Here is an 18,224-nt window from a genome sequence, read left to right as displayed (position 1 = left end):
ACTACCCGTGCAACCGCACCGGCAGCGTGACGAGGCCGCGGATGAGCAGACTGGGCTGCCATTGCAGCGGGTCGGTCTGCGGGGCCAGGGCTAGTTTCGGGAAGCGTTGCAGCAGTGCGGAAAACGCGATCTCGGCCTCCAGGCGCGCCAGTGGGGCGCCGACGCAGAAGTGGATGCCATGGCCGAAGGCGAGGTGTCCGGCGGGGTCGCCGGTCAGGTCGAGCTGGTCGGGGTCGTGGTAGCGGGCCGGGTCGCGGTTCGCCGCGGCAAGGGAGACGTAGACGAACTCGCCCTCCGGAATTTCGACGTCGCCGACCTGTACCGGTGCTGAGGTGTAGCGCACGGTGGCCCAGTCGACCGGGCTGCCGTAACGCAAGAACTCCTCCACCGCGGCGGGCATCCTGGACGGATCCTCGCGCAGCTCCTGGAACTGGGATTCGTTGTGCAGCAGTGCATAGGTGCCGTTGGCGATGAGGTTCACCGTGGTTTCGTGTCCCGCGATCAGCAGCAGGAACGCCATGGCGATCAGTTCGTCCTCGGTGAGCTCGTCACCGTCCTCGCGGGTCTGCGCCAGACCGGAGAGCAGATCGTCGCCCGGGTCGGTGCGCTTGGTCTGCACCAGCGCGGCCAGGTACTGGGCCATCTCGTCCGCGCAGAGCTGCCGGTCCGCGGGGTCGCCACCCACCCCGACCATGACCTTCGTCCACCGCTGGAAATCCTCGCGATCGCTGAACGGCACGCCGAGCAGTTCACAGATCACGGTGACCGGCAGGGGTACCGCGAAGGTTTCCAACAGGTCGACCTCGTCGTACCCGGCCATCGCATCGAGCAGCCCGGCGGTGATCTCTTCCAGGCGCGACCGCAGGGCGGCCACCCGGCGAGTGGTGAAGGCCTTGTTGATCATCTTGCGTAGTCGCGTGTGGTCGGGCGGATCGGTGTTGAGCATGTGCCCGCTGACCGCGCTGATGGCCAGCGAATCCTGGTTTTCGGTCGGCAATTTCTTGCGGAACAGCTCGACGATGCCGGCCAGGCTTTTGTGCATGCGCGGATCGGCGAGCACCGCCCGCCCCTCCGCGTACCCGATGATCACCCATTGCGGTATGCCGCGGGAGAACTGGACCTGGAGCACCGGCCCGCGCTCGCGCCACCGACGGTAGTACGCCTGCGGGTCATCGAAGAAGTCCGCGCCCACGTGCTCGATCTGATCTTGCGCCTCGGTCTCGGCCATGCCGCCCTCCCTGCATTTCGCGACCGGGACCGGCCGCGCCCACCCGCGAGCCACCGGCGAGCGGCCCACCCCAACCACCGTACCGAACCGACCACCCGAACTTCCTGCGTGCTTGACGGATTGACGAGGATTTCGTGACCACCCCGAGGTTACGGCGAACCGACACAGGCAAACACATCGAATGAACGGTGTCGGTATATCGAATACTGTTGTACTGCTTTATATTTCGACGCTATCGAGGTGTGAAGGGCCCCGCTCATAACCGCTGGATAATCGTCGCCGATCCCGCTCGGCCGCCGGCTCTGGCCTTTCCGGAAAACGGGCGTCATCGAATCATCATCAGGGCTCTTCGCCGTCGCCTTCACCGACGGTCAGCGCCATAGCATTCGCCCCGGAGTTCGACCGAGGCGAGGAGATCCGGTGAGTGCTGCCGGTGAGGCATTCCGATCCGATGTGAATGACGGGATGTGGGAGTCCTTTGTCGATCAGGTGAGTCGTCAGCCGGGAGCGGCGGCACTCATCGATGGCGACGGCACGCTGACCTATGCCGAGTTGGCCGATCTGGTCGATGAATTCGCGGACTGCGTGCGCGGCAATGGTGTTCGCGTCGGCGATCTGGTGGGCATTCAGCTGCCGCGCGGTCGTGCGGCGGTAGTCGCGATCCTGGGCACGCTACGGGCGGGAGCGGCGTATGTGCCGCTGGATCCGGCGTATCCGGCGGCGCGGTTGGACGCGATGATCGAAGACGCCCGGCCGGGCGCGCTGGTCACCGCGGACGGTGTCGTCGCGCTGGCGGGTGGTGTCCCGCGGCCGGGCGTGGCCTACGTGATCTTCACGTCGGGGACGACCGGGCGGCCGAAGGGTGTGCTGGTGTCGCGGCGGGCGCTCGCGGGGTTCTGTGCGGCGGCGGTCGACCGGTATGGGCTCGGCGCCGACGATCGGGTGTTGCAGTTCGCGTCGCTGAGTTTCGATGCCAGCGTCGAAGAGCTGTTCCCGGCGCTGAGTTGTGGTGCGGCGGTGGTGCTTCGGGACGAGGACATGATCAGTCGTCCCGATCTGTTCCTCGACCGGTGTGCGGCGCTCGAGGTGAGCGTGCTCGACCTGCCGACGGCCTACTGGCATGAGTTGGTCGCCGCGCTCGATCATGGCGAGGCCACGTTGCCCGCGACGGTTCGGCTGACCATCATCGGTGGCGAGGCGGCGCGGCCCGATGCGGTGCGCCGGTGGCAGGCCGTCGTCGGGACCGGGACGTGGCTGTTCAACACGTACGGCCCGACGGAAACCACGGTCGTCGCGACCGTCGCGGACCTGACCCGATGGGTCGGCGACGCGGTGCCGATCGGGACGCCGTTGGACGGGGTGACCTGTCGGGTGGTCGATGCCGACGGCGAACCGGCTTCGGTCGGTGAACTGCTGATCGGTGGGCGCATGGTCACCGACGGGTATCTGGATCGGCCCGAGCTGACCGCCGCACGCTTCCAGCCGGGACCCGAGGGGACCGAATACCGGACCGGTGATCGCGTTCGCTGGAACGACGGTCAGCTGGAATACCTCGGCAGGCTCGATGATCAGGTGAAGATTCGCGGATTCCGGGTCGAGCCGGGCGATATCGAGGCGGCGCTGCTGGAGGTCCCGGGGATCTCCGATGCCGTCGTCGCGGTCGTTGAGCGGGCTGGCTTGTCCGTGCTGATCGGCCATGTCGTGACCGACGGCGACGTCGACTTGGAGGCGACACGTCTGGCACTGCGTGCAACATTGCCCGCGTACCTGATACCCGCCGATCTCGTTCGGCACGTTCGGTTTCCGCTGACACCGCAGGGCAAGATCGACCGTGCCGCACTGGTATCGACGGTGGCGCACAGCACTGCTTCGTGGACGGGCACGGCCGATCAGACGGAGATCGCCGCGCTGTGGGAGTCGCTGCTCGGGGTTCCGGTCGGCGGTCCGGACGACGACTTCCTCACTCTCGGTGGCGATTCGCTCAGCGCCGTGCGGCTGTGCACTGCGCTCCGTCATGAGCATGGTGTAGAGCTCACGCTGCGTGAGTTGTACGCGGACCCAACGGTTGCGGCTGTGGCGGCCCGGCTGGCTCAGCGCGTCACCACGGGCGCGGCCCCAGCCACCACCTTGCCGGAAAACGTGCCACTGCCGTTGAATCCGCTGCAACGCGACTTCTGGGTCGCCGAGCAGGTGTGCGCCGAGCTGCCCGCGCACACGCTCGGTATCCGGTATCGCTGGCACGAGCGCATCGACCCGACCGCCCTCGCCCGCGCGCTGGCCGAACTCGCCCGCCGCCATCCGATGCTCAGATCCCGCTTCCCCGATGATGGTTCGGAACCGAGCATGGTGATCGATCCGGACGGGACCATCCCGCTGATCGAGTCCGCGCCGGACACCATCGATCTGCGGCACGGGCCGATCGCGCGAGCGTTCCTGGTGCGAGAGGACGAGGTGGTGCTCGTCGTGCACCACCTCGCGTTCGACGGTTGGTCGGCGGGCATCGTCGGTGCCGAACTCGCACAGCTGTATCGAACCCCCACCGGTGGTGACTCGCTGCCCGCACCGCTGCCGGACTTGGCCGCCCGCGCTGCCGCGGCGAAGTCCGATCCGTTGTTGACCGCCTATTGGCAGGCACGTTTCGACGACGCGGACCTCGACGTGGAACTACCTGCCGACCGTCCGCGTCCGACGGCTCGATCCTTCGCTGCGGCACGGGTTTCCACCGGCGTCGACCCAGATCTGCTCGATCGGTTGCGGACCTATGCGCAGAGCCGGCGAGCAACCCTCTTCATGGCACTGCTGGCAAGTTTGCAGACAGTGCTGTCCCGCTACACGCGCCGAACCGATCTCACCATCCTGTCCCCGGTCGCCTGCCGCACCGCGCACGGTTCGGAGTCCGTGGTCGGCCCGCTGCTGAACATCTTGCCGATGCGCGGCAACGTCTCCGGCGATCCGACGTTCGCCGAACTCCTCGACCGAGTCCGCGACGCGGTACTGCTCGACCTCGACCATCAAGACCTGGCCTTGCCGGATCTGGTTGATGCCCTTGCCCGTCCGGGCAGCGGGAACCGGAATCGGCTCAGCCCGGTCATGCTGACCGTGCACAACACCCCGGAGCCCGGCGACCACACCGTCAGATACGCGGGCGAACTGGCACCCGCGGCCACGATGGTGGATCTCGCTGTCGGGCTGGATTTCCCGGTCGACGGCGCGGTGCTGAGCATCGACTACGCGACCGAGCTCTTCGACGCCGCACGGATCGAGGCCATGCTCGGTCACCTGCTGACGGTGCTGACCGCCGCCATCACCGAGCCGCTCACCCCGGTGACTCGACTGCCGATGCTCACCGCAGTCGAGCGGCAGCGGATCGTGCACGAGTGGAACGACAGCGCGCGGCCCCAGATCGCGGCGACAACCATTCACGAGCTGTTCGAGCGTTGCGCCGCAACGACTCCGGACGCTCCGGCGCTCGCCTTCCGCGGCGACACGATCAGCTACGGCGAGCTGAACCAGCGGGCCAACCGGCTCGCCCGGCGACTGCGCGCCGAGGGTGTCGCGCCGCGCGAGCGGGTGGCGATCTGTCTCGATCGCGGTTTCGATCTGTTCACCGCGATGTGGGCGGTGCTCAAAGCCGGTGCGGCGTATGTGCCGCTCGATCCGGCGTATCCGCGGGACCGGCTCGACTACATGCTCGCCGACTGCGGCGCGCAGCTCGTCCTCGACGCCGACTATCTGGTCGGCGAAACCCCCTCTGACAGTTCCGATCTCCCGTCGCACAACACTCCGGACGATCCGGCCTACCTGATCTACACCTCCGGCTCCACCGGCAAACCCAAAGGCGTCGTGGTGAATCACGGCAACCTGGTGCATGCGGTCGGGATGTGGCGGCACGCCTACGAGCTGCGTCCGGAGTGGACGTATCAGCAGGCGGCGAGCTTCTCGTTCGACATGTTCGTCGGTGAGACGCTGCGCGCGTTGACCACCGGCGGACGGCTGGTGATCGTGCCGCGGGAGACGCTGCTCGATCCGGCCGATCTGTACGAGTTGATGCGGTCCGAAGGCGTGCAGTGCACCGAACTGGTGCCTGCCGTCCTGCGCACGCTGCTCACCCATGTCGAGCAGAGCGAGCAGCGGCTGGATTTCGTGCGCGTGCTGATCGGCGGCGGTGACGAGTGGCGGGTCCGGGAGTACGAATTGGCCCGGCGCTTGGTCGGGCCGGCGAACTCGGTGGTCAACGCGTACGGCGTCACCGAGGTCAGCGTCGACAATGTGTGGTTCGACGGGTCGGTGGAGCACCTGCCCGGCAATGCTCCGCTGCCGATCGGGATCCCGTTCGCGAACAACCGGGTCTACGTCCTCGACGAGTATCGCCAGCCGGTGCCCGCGGGCATCGTGGGCGAGCTGTATCTCGGTGGCGACGGCGTGACGCCGGGCTATCACGAGCGACCCGAACTGACCGCTGAGCGGTTCGTCACCGATCCGTTCGTGCCGGGTGCGCGGATGTATCGCACCGGCGATGCCGCGCGCCGGCGACTCGACGGGCTGGTCGATTTCCTCGGCCGGCTCGACGGGCAGGTGAAGGTCAACGGCTACCGGGTCGAGATAGGCGAGATCGAGGCGGCGCTCGGCGCATTGCCCGAGGTGGTCGCGTGTGCGGTCAGCCTGCACGCGCCGGCTTCCGGGTTGGCCCGGCTGATCGGTTACGTCGTCACCCGCGACGGTGCCGACGCCGACGAGGCCGCGATTCGCGAGGCCCTCGCCGCCGAACTGCCGACGCACATGGTGCCCGCCCGGCTGCTCACCCTGGACGCGCTGCCGCTGACGCCGAACGCGAAACTCGATCGTCCCCGGCTACCGGCGCCGCCCGAGGACCTCGGGTCGAACACCGGCCCCGCGCCGCGCACTCCGACCGAGAAGCACATCGCGGCCGCATGGCGCGAAGTGCTCGGCGTCGGCGAATTCGGTATCGACGATACGTTTTTCGCGCTCGGCGGTGACTCGTTCGCGGCGCTGAAGGTGATCCGGCGGATCGAGCCGACGCCGGCGTTGACCGAGCTGTATCAGTATCCGACCGTTCGACGGCTGGCCGCGTTGCTCGACGAGCGGTCCCCCGGTGTGGTCGCCGAACGTCGAATGTTGCACCGGCTCACCGAGTCCGACGCCACTGCCGACGGAATCACGGTCGTCGCGGTGCCCTACTCCGGCGGTAGCGCCGTTGCCTATCAGCCTCTGGCAGAGGCGCTTCCGGCGCACTGGGCGCTGTACGCGGTGGAGCTGCCCGGCCACGATCGCACCCGGCCGGACGAGGAGCTGCTGCCCGGCGCGGTGGTCGCCGAGCTGATCCTGGCCGAGCTGCCGGCGATCACCGGGCCGATTCTGTTGTACGGGCACTGTCTCGGCGTCGCGGCCACCGTCGAACTGGCTCGGCAGGCGGAGGCCGCCGGTATCGACCTGGTGGGTGTGGCGCTCGGTGCGGGATTCCCCACCGCGCGACTACCCGGACGGTTCTTCGACTGGTTCTACCGCCTGGTCCCGACCGACCGTTTCACCTCCGACCGCGAGTACCTGACGTATCTGCGTGGTCGCGGCGGTTTCGTCGATATCGATGACGCGGAGCAGCAGGCGTTCGTGCTGCGCAATGTCCGGCATGACGCCCGTGATGCCGAGGAGTACTTCACCGCCGCCTACACCGATCCGCAAACCCCGTTGCGCACACCGGTGCTGGCGGTCGTCGGCGCGAAAGACCGGGTCACCGAACACTATGCGGAACGTCATCACGAATGGCGGCACTTCAGCGACGGCCTGCTCGATCTAGCCGTGCTGCCGCGGGCCGGGCACTTCTTCGTGAAGAGCCATGCCAAGCCCCTGGCCGAGGCACTGGTCGAGTTCGCCGAGCTGGACGCCGAACCCGTTGAGCCGGAGGCAGTTCCGGATGCCGGTCCCCCGCCGAGCCTGTCCCGGTTCGCGCTGGTCGCGCTCGGTCAGTTCATCTCGATGGTCGGCAGCGGGCTCAGCGCGCTGGTACTCAGCATCTGGGTGTTCCAGCAGACCGGGTCGATCACCGACTTCGCGGTCGTCAACGCGATCGGGCTGCTGCCGGGCATTCTGGTCAGCCCGATCGCCGGCGCCGCCGCCGACCGCTGGGACCGCCGCCGGGTGATGCTGATCAGCGACGGTGCGGCCGCGCTGGCCATGAGCGTGCTTGCGGCGCTGGTGTTTACCGGTGGGCTTCAGCTATGGCAGATCTATCTGGCCGTCACGGTGACCTCGATCGCCGGGGCGTTCCAGCGGCCCGCCTATCTCGCCGCCGTCGCCCAACTCGTGCCCAAACGCTATCTCGGGCACGCGAACGGCATCAGCCAGCTCGGTGTCGGTGTGGGCCTGGTGTTCGCGCCGATGCTCGGGGCCGGGCTGATCGGGTTGATCGGCATCGCCGGCGTGATCCTGCTGGACACGCTGACTTTCACCGTCGGCGTGGTCACCCTGTTGCTGGTCCGGTTCCCGAATCTGATGTTCCACCGCCGGGAGGAGACGTTCCGCAGCGAGATCGTCAACGGCTGGCGCTACATCACCCGCCGTCCCGGAATGAAAGCCGCACTGCGCTTTTTCGTCATCGACCACGCGTTCTACACCCTCGGCTTCGCGGTGATCACCCCGATGCTGCTCATCGAACAATCGCCGACCGTGCTCGGAATCGCCTTGGGCGCCGGCGGATTCGGTGGGCTCGCGGGCAGCCTCGCGATGGGCCTGTGGGGCGGCACCGTCCGGCGCACCAACGGGCTGATCATCTTCATGGGCATCGGCAGCCTCGGCATGACCGTCGTCGGGCTGGGCAGCTCCCCGGCCTTCGTCATCGCGGGCATGTTCCTGCTGACCTTCGGCGAATCGCTGGCCGAGGGGCATTGGATCGCCGTGGTGCAGACCAAGGTCGGATTCGAACTCCAGGGCCGGGTGCTGTCCATCTTCATCACCGTGATGATGCTGACCATGCCGCTGGGCTATCTGCTGGTCGGCCCGCTCGCCGAACGCCACGTCCGACCGCTGCTGGAGCCCGGCGGGCCGCTCGCCTCGACCGTCGGGCACCTGATCGGCGTCGGTCCCGGCCGCGGGCTCGCGCTGCTCGTCGTCGCCAGCGGCCTGCTGCAACTCGCGTGGGCGGTGCGCGGCTGGCTCGACACCCGGCTGCGCCTGCTCGAAGACCACCTCCCCGACGCCCTCCCGCCCGCCGAGATCGACTCGCGGGACGACCTGCAACGCCTTGCCGACGCTCAACTTCTCCGCTGAAAGGCCGACCGTGCCCGCCTCACCCCTGACCTCCGCGCCGACCGACGCGTATGCCACGCCGCTCATCGACGCCGGTGCGCTCGTGCCAGGAACTCGGATCCTGATCAAGGACGAAACCCGTTACGCCTCCGGCAGTCACAAGGAGCCGGCCGCCCGCGCGGTCGTCGCCCGGGCGCGGGCCGAGGGGTATCAGCGGGTCGTCATCGCGACGTGCGGCAACTACGGCCGCGCCATGGCCATGGCGTGTGCCGCGGCCGAGATCGCCTGCACCGTCGTGCTGCCCACCGGGTGGAGCGACGGCGGCGCGTTCATGCGGGAGGCCGGCGCCGACGTGCATCTCGTCCCCGGTACCTACGAGGACGCCGTCGACGAATCCCGAACGCTCGCCCAGACCGCGGGTTCCATCGATGGGAATGTCGACGGCCCGTTCGTGGACGCGGTGTTCGACGGGCACGGTGTGGTCGTGCACGCCCTGCACGCCGCGCTGACGGAACCGCCTGCCGCGCTGTGGATTCCGGTCGGCAACGGCACCACCATCATCGCGGTGCACCGGCAGCTGCGCGCCCTCGGCTGGTCGGTGCCGATCAACGGCGTCGGTTCCGCCGCCAACAATCCCGTCGTCACCAGCTGGCCCGGCGAATATCAGATGCTGCCGGCCGACGGTGTCGTCACCACCGATCACAATCAGCCACTGGTGAATTGGCACGCGCTGCAAGGACCCGAGGCGATGGCGGCGGTGGCCGAGACCGGCGGCGCGGTGTTCGGCGCCGACGACGCCGAACTGCTGGCGGCGCGCGACCTGCTCGCCGAACACGGTGCCCAGCCGACGCCGTCCGGCGCGGTCGCCCTGGCCGGACTGCTCGGTCACGCCCGGAATACCACCCTCACCGGAACCCACGTAGTCCTGCTCAGCGGCCGCTGACCCGAGTCGAGAAGATCCAGATGAACCACCCTGCTCCGGGGCTACTGTTCGCCCGTGCCCGGACCACCGTCGCCGACGAGCGCGTCTTCCTCGGCAAACTCGCTGTGCTCGCCGTACTCACCACGCTCGGCGTCGTGCTCGCGCTGCGACCGGAACCGGTCGCGCTGGTCATCGGGGTGCTGCTGCTGGCGGCCATGTACACCCACGCGGTCGAACTACAGCATCAAGCGTTGCACCACTCCGCTTTTCGGACCGCATGGCCGCACCGGCTGGTCGGCATACCGCTCGGCCTGCCGCTGCTCGTCGTCTACACCAACTACCGCGTCCGGCACTTGCAGCACCACCGCTACCTCGGAACACACAGCGACACAGAGTTCTTCGGCTTCGATACCCGCAAACAACTGACCGTCGGCCTCCTGCTGCGCGGCATGTTCGACTATGCCCGGCTGGTAGTCGTTGTCCGCGACGTACTGCGCGCGGCAACCGGCCGCTGGCAGTACGAACACGGCGACATCAGCGCCACCATGCGCCGCCGAACCATCACCGAACATCTGATCCTCGGCGCCCTACTCCTCCTGGCCTCAGTCCTCGCGGTGAGCGGATACCACGACCTCGTCCTCCGACTCTGGTTGCTGCCCTTGCTCTTCGCCGTCCCGATGCACTTCCTCGTCGAACTTCCCGAACACATCCTCTGCGACCCCGACACCACCGACGTCCTGCGCAACACCCGCTCCATCCGCGGCAGCCGCCTGACCACCTGGTTCACCAACGGCAACAACCTGCACATCGAACACCACGCGGCAATGTCGGTGCCGCTCAACCAATTACCCGCCCGCCACGACGAAGTCCGCGAACGCGCGACCCACGTCGAACGCACCTACTTCGACTTCTACCGCACCCTCTGGCGAGCGGTCCGGCTCCCGCCTACGCCCGTCGGTTGATCCGCACCGTGACCGATGCGGCGCCGTTGCCTTCCACCGTGACCACCCGGGCGCCGGGTGCGGAGGTGACGGTGCCGCCGTCGACGCGGATGTCGTAGCCGTTCGGGTAGTGCAGGTCGGAGACGTAGATCTCGGTCGGGGCGGACAGGGCTCGTGGGGTATAGGTGTAGCTGAAATCGCCGGTGGCGGAATCGAAGACGAGACGGCCGGGGGTGCCCGCGGTGGCGCGGGGGTAGGTGCGGACGAGGTCGCGGCCGATGTCGCCGAGGAACGGGTCGGGTTTGGGGCCGCTCGGGGCGAAGCTGGACGCGTAATGCCAGTACTGCCAGCCGATGAAGCGTTCGTCGGCGCGGACCAGGGTGTTGCGCAGCACCGTGGCGTCGCCGTCGCCGAATTCGGTGACCAGCGTGGGAATTCCGGTTCGCCGGACGAACGCGTCGACATTGCCCCAGGTCTTGTCCTGCTGCACGGGGCACACTCCGCGCAGCTGTTCGGGCAAGCCGAGGTAGATGGCCAGCTGACTGGGGATGCAGTAGTCGTGTGGCGCGAAGACGATGTCGGGCGAGGTGATCGGCGGGTTCTTGCCGAGGTTGGTCGGCATGGTCTCGTTCCAGGTCACGTTGGGCTCCCAGAAGACCGGCAGGGTGGTGTTGCGGGCCCGCACCGCGTCCGTCAGCTTCTGCATGGCCGCTTGATATTTGGCGTCGAAGCCGGGGCAGCCGTTCGGGAAGCAGGTGTGGAAGGCCGAGCCGGGCCACGGTTCGTTCATCAGCTCGATCCCGAGCACGCCGGCGCGTCCGTTCGTCTTGGCGGCCAGCGCGCCCAAGGCCTGACCTAGATAGTCGAGCACCCCATTGCTGTTGTCCCACACTTCGTCCCAGCCGCGGTTCATGCTCGGCATCAGGTAGTACAGCGGGAAGCCGGGATTCGGTTCCCACACCGCCGGGCGAGCGCGCAACGACCACTCCGGAAAACCGTTGCCGCCCCAGATCTTCGACAATCCGTCCTGATGGTTGTCGAGCAGGGTGTAGATGCCCTGCGCCGCAAGCGTATCGATCACCGTGCCGATGCGATCGAGATAGGCGGTGTCGATGACGCCACGCGTGGGCATCAATCCGTCGAAACTCACGCCGAGCCGCACGGTGTTGAACCCGTGCTTCGCGAGCAACGCCGCGTCCGCGGCGGTCAGCGTGAATCCATCGCCGGGTTCCACGTACGGCGCCTGCTTGTCGACGTTGTTCACCCCGTGCAGCAATACCTTGCGGCCGACCGCGTCGACCAGATAGCTCCCCTCGGCCTGCACCCGGCTCGGCGAGGCGGCGGGAGCGGACTGCGCGGGCGCCGGCAGCGACACCACCGCCGAACATCCGATCGCCAGCACGGCCGCGCCGACCACCCCGCGCGTCCGCACCGCGGCCATCGTTCTCGCTAGGACTGTGCGCATCGGCATCTCCGCTCGTGTGACCAACAGGCCTAATGGTCACACGTCCAGTTCAACCGATCACGGCCGCGCCCGTCCGGGGATCCCCAGTTGTCAGGCCGACGATTGCAGGAAAAATGCTGTGCGGGCGTCTGATTCGTATAGCAAACGAAGGATTGATTCGCGCAGTCCGTCGATGTCGTCCTGAAAGATATCGAGATAGCCGGCCGGCCACTCGACGAATCGAAATGTGCCGCGGGTTGCCCGGTCGTCGGCCTTGAAGAACATCTCGGCGGCGAGCAGTTGCGGAACCAACTCATTCCCGATGCTGAACGCAATGTATCCGGGCCGCATCCTGGCGATGTACACATGCGCCCGGCCCGCGTGCGGCGCGGCCGGAAAATGATTCTGGACGGCCTGATTCAGCTCATCCGGTTCGGTGGCGGTCATGAACACGACCGACGCGGCCACGCCCGATCGAGTCGCCGGTTTGCCGAACCAGCCCAACAGGACTGCATTGAGCTTCAGGTAGACGGTGCGCAGCGGGCGCGTTCCGATCAAGTGATTCAACCTTTTGACTGAAGAGCCTTGCTGAAAACAGCGTTTCACGGGCGATGGATCTGCGGATATCGGTCGAACAACGGACATTTGACCTGGCCTTCGGCTCCGAGGCAGCGCCCCCCGCCACGTGGCGTGCTGCCGATTCGGTCCTGCGCATCGAAACCCGCGCGGTCGGCGAACCGAAATCAGGACGAACATACCGTGAATAACGATGGGACACGCCGGATCGCACGATTTCCCGGCGTGATTTACCAGAAGTTTGCCCTTGTGCTTATTGACAAACTCATGGGATGTTTGTTTGCCTTGCTGCACAATCGCTTCGGACCGCACTCGGGTGACGGCATGCATGCGCGACCACCTGCGGGTCAGGACGACTCGCGGAACAAAGATAGGACAAGATGCCAGCCCTGAGAAAGCGGTCCCGGCCGTCGGCACACGCCGATCCAGGGAGTAGCGGAGCCCGCTCGATACGCCTGGATGAATCGGCGTGCCACGAGGTTGCCCGCCGGGATCCGTTGTCCGCCGACGCATTGTTGGCGAACCTGCCCGCGATGAACGCGGCCGCCGACGTAAGCGAACTCGCCAAAGGTCTTCGGCAATTGGTGTGGCGGGCGCGCCGGGTAGAACTGCTGCAAGTCGCCGACCGGTTGGCGGCCATGCGCGATGTCGGAATGCTGCTCTCCTCGTTGCAGCGCCACGGCGTGGAACCGCTCGACGCCGTGCCCGAGACCACCGACGCGCTGCTGGCCTGGGGACTCTCGGTGGACATGGTCCCGCGCGACACCGCGCTGCACTACGGCCTCTGGAATCCACAGGACAAGCGGCAGCGGATGTTCCTCGGCGACCGGCAGGAGCACGTGCTGATCGATGCCGTCCGGGTCGGCACGCTGCTGATCGACGAGATGGCTCCGACGCTCGCCGGCTTGGCCGAACTGCATCCGGGCGACGGCGCGTTCGGCGAGATCTGCCACAAAGCGGCCGACCAGCTGGGAACGCTGCCGGAGGTGATGGACGCCGTCTATCGCAATGTGGATCCGGTCGAGTTCTATGCCGCCCGGTTGCGCCCGTTCATGGCGGACGTGACCGTGGCCGATCGCCAGTACTACGGACCCGCGCCCGTGCACGTCCCGCTCTATCTGATCGATCGCCTGGTGTGGTCCGCCGATCACCCCGACGCCGACCTGCGGTACTTCCACAACGACCTGGTGCGCTACGGCCTCCCCCAGTGGCGAAAACTGTTCGAACGCACCGAGGGCGCCACCTCCCTGGTCACCCGCCTCGGGTACGAATTCGACCGCCCCGCCCCGCCGGCGACGAGAGTCGCCTACGCGATGGACGGCGTGATCCGAATCATGAACGCGCTGGTCACATTCCGCGGCAAGCACAACCTCATGGCCGGCGGCGCGTACACCGACGCCTCCCGATTCCCCACGGGCACAGCGGGAGTCAGCCCCGGTCTGCTGGATCACGTGCTCACCCTCACCCGCGATTGCGCCCGGCACGCACGGTCCCGCCGCACCGGCGCCAGGTCCTGAGTTCTCAGTCGGCGTCCTGCTCGGCGGCCCATCGCTCGTGCTCCTGCTCGGCCCAGGTCTTCGTGACCTTCCCGGTGAGCATGCCGCGCATGGCTTCCGCGTCGCGCAGCGCGTACATGATGTGGCCGACGACGAGCAGGCCGAAGGCCAGCGCGAACCAGTCGTGCATCAGGGTCGCGCCGGTGCGCCAGGCGAGGCGGGTCCAGTCCGGGAAGAACATGATGACGCCGGTGCCGAGGAGCACGAGGATCGATCCGGTGCTCAGTGCCGCGTTGAGTTTCTGTCCGGCGTTGAACTTTCCGACGCCGTCACCGGACAGGCGGCGGCCCTTGTCGCGCAACCACAGCCAGTCGGATCGGGTGAAACGGTTCAGCCGGGACAGATCGACACGATAGGCGCGCGAGAGCAAGCCGGCGACGATCGGCACCGGTAATGCGAAACCGCAATAGACGTGGACGATTTCGACGATCTGACGGTTGCCGACGAGCACCGCGAGCGGCCCGAGATAGAGGATAGCCGCGGTGAGGACGCAGATCAGGACGAGCACACCGGTCAGCCAATGCACCCAGCGTTCGGCGCGGGTGAACCGGTGCAGGTCGCGGTCAGCCGGTCGGGTCATCGTCACGCCCGTTCGATCGGCCGACCCATCCGTCGATCGAGTAACCCCGGCGCTCCCAGTAACCGGGCACGACGTCCTTGGTCAGCTCGATACCGCCCAGCCACTTGATGCTCTTGTACCCGTACATCGGCGCGACATAGAGCCGGACCGGTCCCCCGTGATCGTGGGTGACCGGGCCGTCGAGCATCTCCAGCGCGACGAGCACGTCGGTCCGCCGCGCCTGCTCGAGCGTGAGGCTCTCCGAATACGTGCCGTCGAAGGAGGTGAAGCGCACGGCTCGCGCGGTCCTGCGCACGCCGGCGTCGCCCAGCAGGTCGGCCAGACGCACACCGCGCCAACGCACTTCGGGCACCCGCCACCCGGTGACGCACTGGAAGTCGCGCACCAGTTCCTGCTGCGGCATCGCCCGCAAGTCGCCGAGGGTGTGGCTGCGGGGCGCGTCGACCAGGCCGGTGATGTCGAGCCGATAGTCGCTCGCGTCGCGCTTCGGGACGCTGCTGGTGACGGAGTAGAAGCGAAAGGTGTTGCCCAGCGGCAAGAGTCCGACCAATCCGGTCGGATCACGGTTGCCGAGCGGCCCGAGCACCGCCGACAACCCCCGCTGAATCGACGCGCCGCCGAGCACACCCGCGGCACCGGCAGCGAGCAACCCCAGCACTACACGCCGCCCGACCGGCGCGCCCAAGCGCTCCGGATCGGCACTCTCGTCATCGGGCACGTCTCCACTATCCACCGAATTCGCTGGTGGAGCGTTATCGAATCGGCAGTCGTCGGCTTGCGGTTGACGTTCACCGAAGAGTGAGTGTACAGTCACTCACATGACAAAGCGCGGAGCGACACTCTCCACCTCGGAGGTTCGGCGGGACGCGGTTGTCGATGCGGCGATCACCGAATTCGCCCGCACCGGCTACCACGGCACGCCGATCAACAACGTGGCGGCGAAGGCGGAAATCTCCCCTGCCTACGTCTTCAAGCTGTTTCCCGGCAAGATCGCCCTGTTCGTGGCGGCGATCGACCGTTGCTTCGAGCTTGTCGAGCAGGCACTTTCGGCCGGCTCACCACACACCGAGGACGCGAGCCCGGACGAGATCCTCTACGCCATGGGCGGCGCGTACGCCCACCTCATCGCGGACAAGAGCCTGCTCATGTTGCAGGTGCACGCCCAGTCGGCCGCGGACATCCCGGAGATCGCGGACGCGATGCGCCGGGGCCTCGCCAAGGTGACCGACTTCGCCAAGACCCGGTCCGGCGCCGAGGACAGCGCGGTGCAGCGGTTCATGGCCTACGGCCAGCTGTGCCACCTGATCGTCACCCTGCAACTCGACCAACAGGACGGCGACTGGGCCGCGGTGCTCACCGACGGCATGCGCCACCCCGACGCCCACTAGACAAACCGAGCCCTACTTCGGGGCGCTTTTTCAGCCCACAGAGTGACTGACCAGTCACACACTAGGAGTCATCATGATCACCACGAAGCCCGTCACCGCAGTCGAGATCGTCCTCCCCGGCCTGGTCGAGCCGTCCGGCTTGCAGGTCACCGAGCGTCAGCTTCCGTCCCCGGGCGCCGACCAGGTCGTGGTCCAGGTGGACGCGTCCGGCGTCTCCTTCGCCGAGCAGCAGATGCGCCGCGGCAAGTACTACGACCAGCCGGCGTTCCCCTTCGTGCCGGGCTACGACCTGGTCGGCACGGTCATCGCGACCGGATCGTCGGTGGACGCGGCGCTGATCGGCCGACGAGTCGCCGCGCTCACCAAGATCGGCGGCTGGGCCAGCCACGTCGTGCTCGACGCCGCGGACCTCGTCCCGGTACCGGCGGCGCTCGACGCGGCCGAGGCGGAAACCTTTGTGGTGAACGGCATTACGGCCTGGCAGATGCTGTACCGCACGGCGAAGGTCAAGCGCGGCCAGACCATCCTGGTGCACGGCGCCAACGGCGGGGTCGGCTCGACCCTGGTCCAACTGGCCCGCGCCGCGGGCATCCGGGTGATCGGCACGGCGTCGGCCCGGCACGCGGCGGCGGTCGAGGCGCTGGGCGCCACCCCGGTCGACTACCGCGGCGATGTGGTGGCCCAGGTTCGGGCGCTGGCGCCGCAGGGCGTCGACGCGGTGTTCGATCACGTCGGCGGCCCCGGCATCGTCGATTCGTTCGGCCTGCTCGCCCCGCACGGCACGCTGGTCGCCTACGGGACGGCCTCGACCAAGGACGAGGAGGGCAACTCGCGGCTGCCCGTGCTGAAGCTGTTCGCCCAGCTGATGGCGTGGAACGCGCTGCCAAACAAGCGCAATGCGCACTTCTACAACCTGTGGGCCGGCAAGCGCAATCCGACCAAGTTCCGCAACCTCGTCCACGAAGACCTCAGCGCGGTCTTCGACCTCGCCGCCGAGGGCACGCTGCGCGCACAGGTGGCGGCCCGAATTCCGTTGAGCCAGGCGGCGAAGGCGCTCGAGCTCGCCGAATCGCGCACGGTCACCGGCAAAGTCGTCATCGTGCCGGACGCCTGATTCGAAACATCGCGTGACGGGTTATGCGGCCGGGCGGGTTTCCACTCGCCCGGCCGCACCCGTTTACCCCTTTCCCCAGTCGCTCGCCAGTCGAGTTGATCAGCGGGATGGGGTTCTACTTAGGCATGACTTCGACATTTCGAAGCGCGGCACAATTCGCCGGCACCGCCGTGATTGCCTTGGCGACAGCCTTTTTCGTCGCCCTGCCCAGTTCCGTCGCGCAGCCGGTCGTCCCGGCCGGCGTCCCGGATCTCAATGCCCCGGAGGAGCTGGCGCGCAACATCGCCGTGCCGTGGGGCCTGAGCTTCCTGCCGGGTGGTTCCGCGCTGGTCGCGCAGCGCAATACCGGGGTGATCACGCGGATCACGCCGGGCTCGGCACCGACCCAGGCCTATCGGGTCCCTAGCGTGGTGGCGCGCGGCGAGGGCGGACTGCTCGGCATCGCGGTGTCCCCGAAATACGCCGAAAATGGTTATGTCTACGCCTATTTCAGCAGCAGTACCGATAATCGCATCGTGCGCTTCCGCCTGGACGGTCAGCCGCAGGTGATCTTCCAAGGCATCGCGAAGAACACCATTCACAATGGCGGCCGAATCGCCTTCGGCCCGGACGGCATGCTCTATGTCGGCACCGGCGACGCCGGGCAATCGAGCCGGGCGCAGGACGCGGCGAGTCCGAACGGCAAGATTCTCCGCCTGGACCCCGACGGCAAACCGGCGCCCGGCAACCCGACGCCGAATTCACCGGTCTACAGCCTCGGTCACCGCAATGTGCAGGGTCTGGCCTGGGATGCGACGGGACGGCTCTACGCGACCGAGTTCGGCCAGGACACCTACGACGAGATCAACCTGATCCAGCCGAAGCGCAACTACGGCTGGCCGGTCGTCGAAGGCAAGGGCGACACCCAGGGCGGCCGCTACACCAATCCGCTGATCACCTGGGCGACCAGCGAGGCCTCGCCCTCGGGCCTCGCGATCACCGCGAACACGTTGTACGTCGCGGCCTTACGCGGCGAGCGTCTCTGGACGATTCCGCAGCTGGCCGACGGCACGCTCGGCAAGCCCGTGGCGCAGCTGCGTGACCGCTACGGCCGGCTGCGCACCCCGCAGGTGGCGCCGGACGGCTCGCTGTGGCTCACCACCTCCAACACCGACGGCCGCGGCGATGTCCGCACCGGCGACGACCGGATCATCCGCTTCCCCGCCCGTTGAG

General features: G+C 67.6%; 12 protein-coding genes. 7 read left to right on the top strand and 5 right to left on the bottom strand.

Features of this window, described 5'->3' with window-relative positions:
• Window position 1: 1 nt before the first annotated feature.
• Complete coding sequence (locus AB0M22_RS27950; protein ID WP_364732866.1) at window positions 2-1,228, bottom strand: cytochrome P450; 1,227 nt, start codon at window positions 1,226-1,228, stop codon at window positions 2-4.
• A 420-nt stretch (window positions 1,229-1,648) separates the two neighbouring features.
• Between AB0M22_RS27950 and AB0M22_RS27945 the strand changes: the two genes are divergently transcribed.
• From AB0M22_RS27945 to AB0M22_RS27935, 3 genes are read left to right on the top strand one after another with little or no spacing between them, the layout of a single operon-like run.
• Window positions 1,649-8,512 (top strand): amino acid adenylation domain-containing protein, encoded by a 6,864-nt coding sequence (locus AB0M22_RS27945; RefSeq protein ID WP_364732863.1) that lies wholly within the window; start codon window positions 1,649-1,651, stop codon window positions 8,510-8,512.
• A 10-nt stretch (window positions 8,513-8,522) separates the two neighbouring features.
• On the top strand, window positions 8,523-9,434 hold the full coding sequence (locus AB0M22_RS27940) for a pyridoxal-phosphate dependent enzyme (protein ID WP_364732861.1): 912 nt from the start codon (window positions 8,523-8,525) through the stop codon (window positions 9,432-9,434).
• Window positions 9,435-9,454: 20 nt separating this feature from the next.
• Window positions 9,455-10,375: a fatty acid desaturase gene (locus tag AB0M22_RS27935; protein WP_364732858.1), complete on the top strand. Its 921-nt coding sequence runs from the start codon at window positions 9,455-9,457 to the stop codon at window positions 10,373-10,375.
• Here the strand turns inward: AB0M22_RS27935 and AB0M22_RS27930 are convergent.
• Window positions 10,359-11,819: a cellulase family glycosylhydrolase gene (locus AB0M22_RS27930; RefSeq protein ID WP_364732855.1), complete on the bottom strand. Its 1,461-nt coding sequence runs from the start codon at window positions 11,817-11,819 to the stop codon at window positions 10,359-10,361. The two genes, AB0M22_RS27935 and AB0M22_RS27930, sit on opposite strands and share 17 nt — an antisense overlap.
• A gap of 90 nt (window positions 11,820-11,909) precedes the next feature.
• Window positions 11,910-12,404, bottom strand: a complete 495-nt coding sequence (locus AB0M22_RS27925) for a hypothetical protein (RefSeq protein WP_364732853.1) — start codon at window positions 12,402-12,404, stop codon at window positions 11,910-11,912.
• Window positions 12,405-12,754: 350 nt separating this feature from the next.
• Between AB0M22_RS27925 and AB0M22_RS27920 the strand changes: the two genes are divergently transcribed.
• Window positions 12,755-13,891: a monodechloroaminopyrrolnitrin synthase PrnB family protein gene (locus AB0M22_RS27920; protein WP_364732850.1), complete on the top strand. Its 1,137-nt coding sequence runs from the start codon at window positions 12,755-12,757 to the stop codon at window positions 13,889-13,891.
• A gap of 4 nt (window positions 13,892-13,895) precedes the next feature.
• On the opposite strand, the gene AB0M22_RS27915 is transcribed toward AB0M22_RS27920, so the two are convergent.
• Entirely contained in the window at window positions 13,896-14,510 is a 615-nt protein-coding gene (locus AB0M22_RS27915) for a cytochrome b/b6 domain-containing protein (protein ID WP_364732847.1), read from the bottom strand.
• Window positions 14,494-15,228 (bottom strand): molybdopterin-dependent oxidoreductase, encoded by a 735-nt coding sequence (locus AB0M22_RS27910; RefSeq protein WP_364732844.1) that lies wholly within the window; start codon window positions 15,226-15,228, stop codon window positions 14,494-14,496. The genes AB0M22_RS27915 and AB0M22_RS27910 overlap by 17 nt, the downstream gene beginning before the upstream one ends.
• Window positions 15,229-15,328: 100 nt before the next feature.
• On the opposite strand from AB0M22_RS27910, the gene AB0M22_RS27905 reads away from it, so the two are divergent.
• From AB0M22_RS27905 to AB0M22_RS27895, 3 genes are all read left to right on the top strand, one after another.
• Window positions 15,329-15,898 (top strand): TetR/AcrR family transcriptional regulator, encoded by a 570-nt coding sequence (locus AB0M22_RS27905; protein WP_364732841.1) that lies wholly within the window; start codon window positions 15,329-15,331, stop codon window positions 15,896-15,898.
• Window positions 15,899-15,971: 73 nt separating this feature from the next.
• A complete protein-coding gene (locus AB0M22_RS27900) occupies window positions 15,972-17,012 on the top strand; it encodes a medium chain dehydrogenase/reductase family protein (RefSeq protein WP_364732838.1) in 1,041 nt (346 codons plus the stop codon).
• A gap of 125 nt (window positions 17,013-17,137) precedes the next feature.
• The gene (locus AB0M22_RS27895) at window positions 17,138-18,223 is read left to right on the top strand and encodes a PQQ-dependent sugar dehydrogenase (RefSeq protein ID WP_364732835.1); all 1,086 of its coding nucleotides are present in this window, start codon (window positions 17,138-17,140) and stop codon (window positions 18,221-18,223) included.
• Window position 18,224 lies beyond the last annotated feature (1 nt).

The organism is Nocardia sp. NPDC051756, from assembly GCF_040681495.1.
GTDB lineage: Bacteria > Actinomycetota > Actinomycetes > Mycobacteriales > Mycobacteriaceae > Nocardia.
Note: the sequence above shows the minus strand (reverse complement) of the source record. Positions and strands in the feature narration are given on the sequence as shown.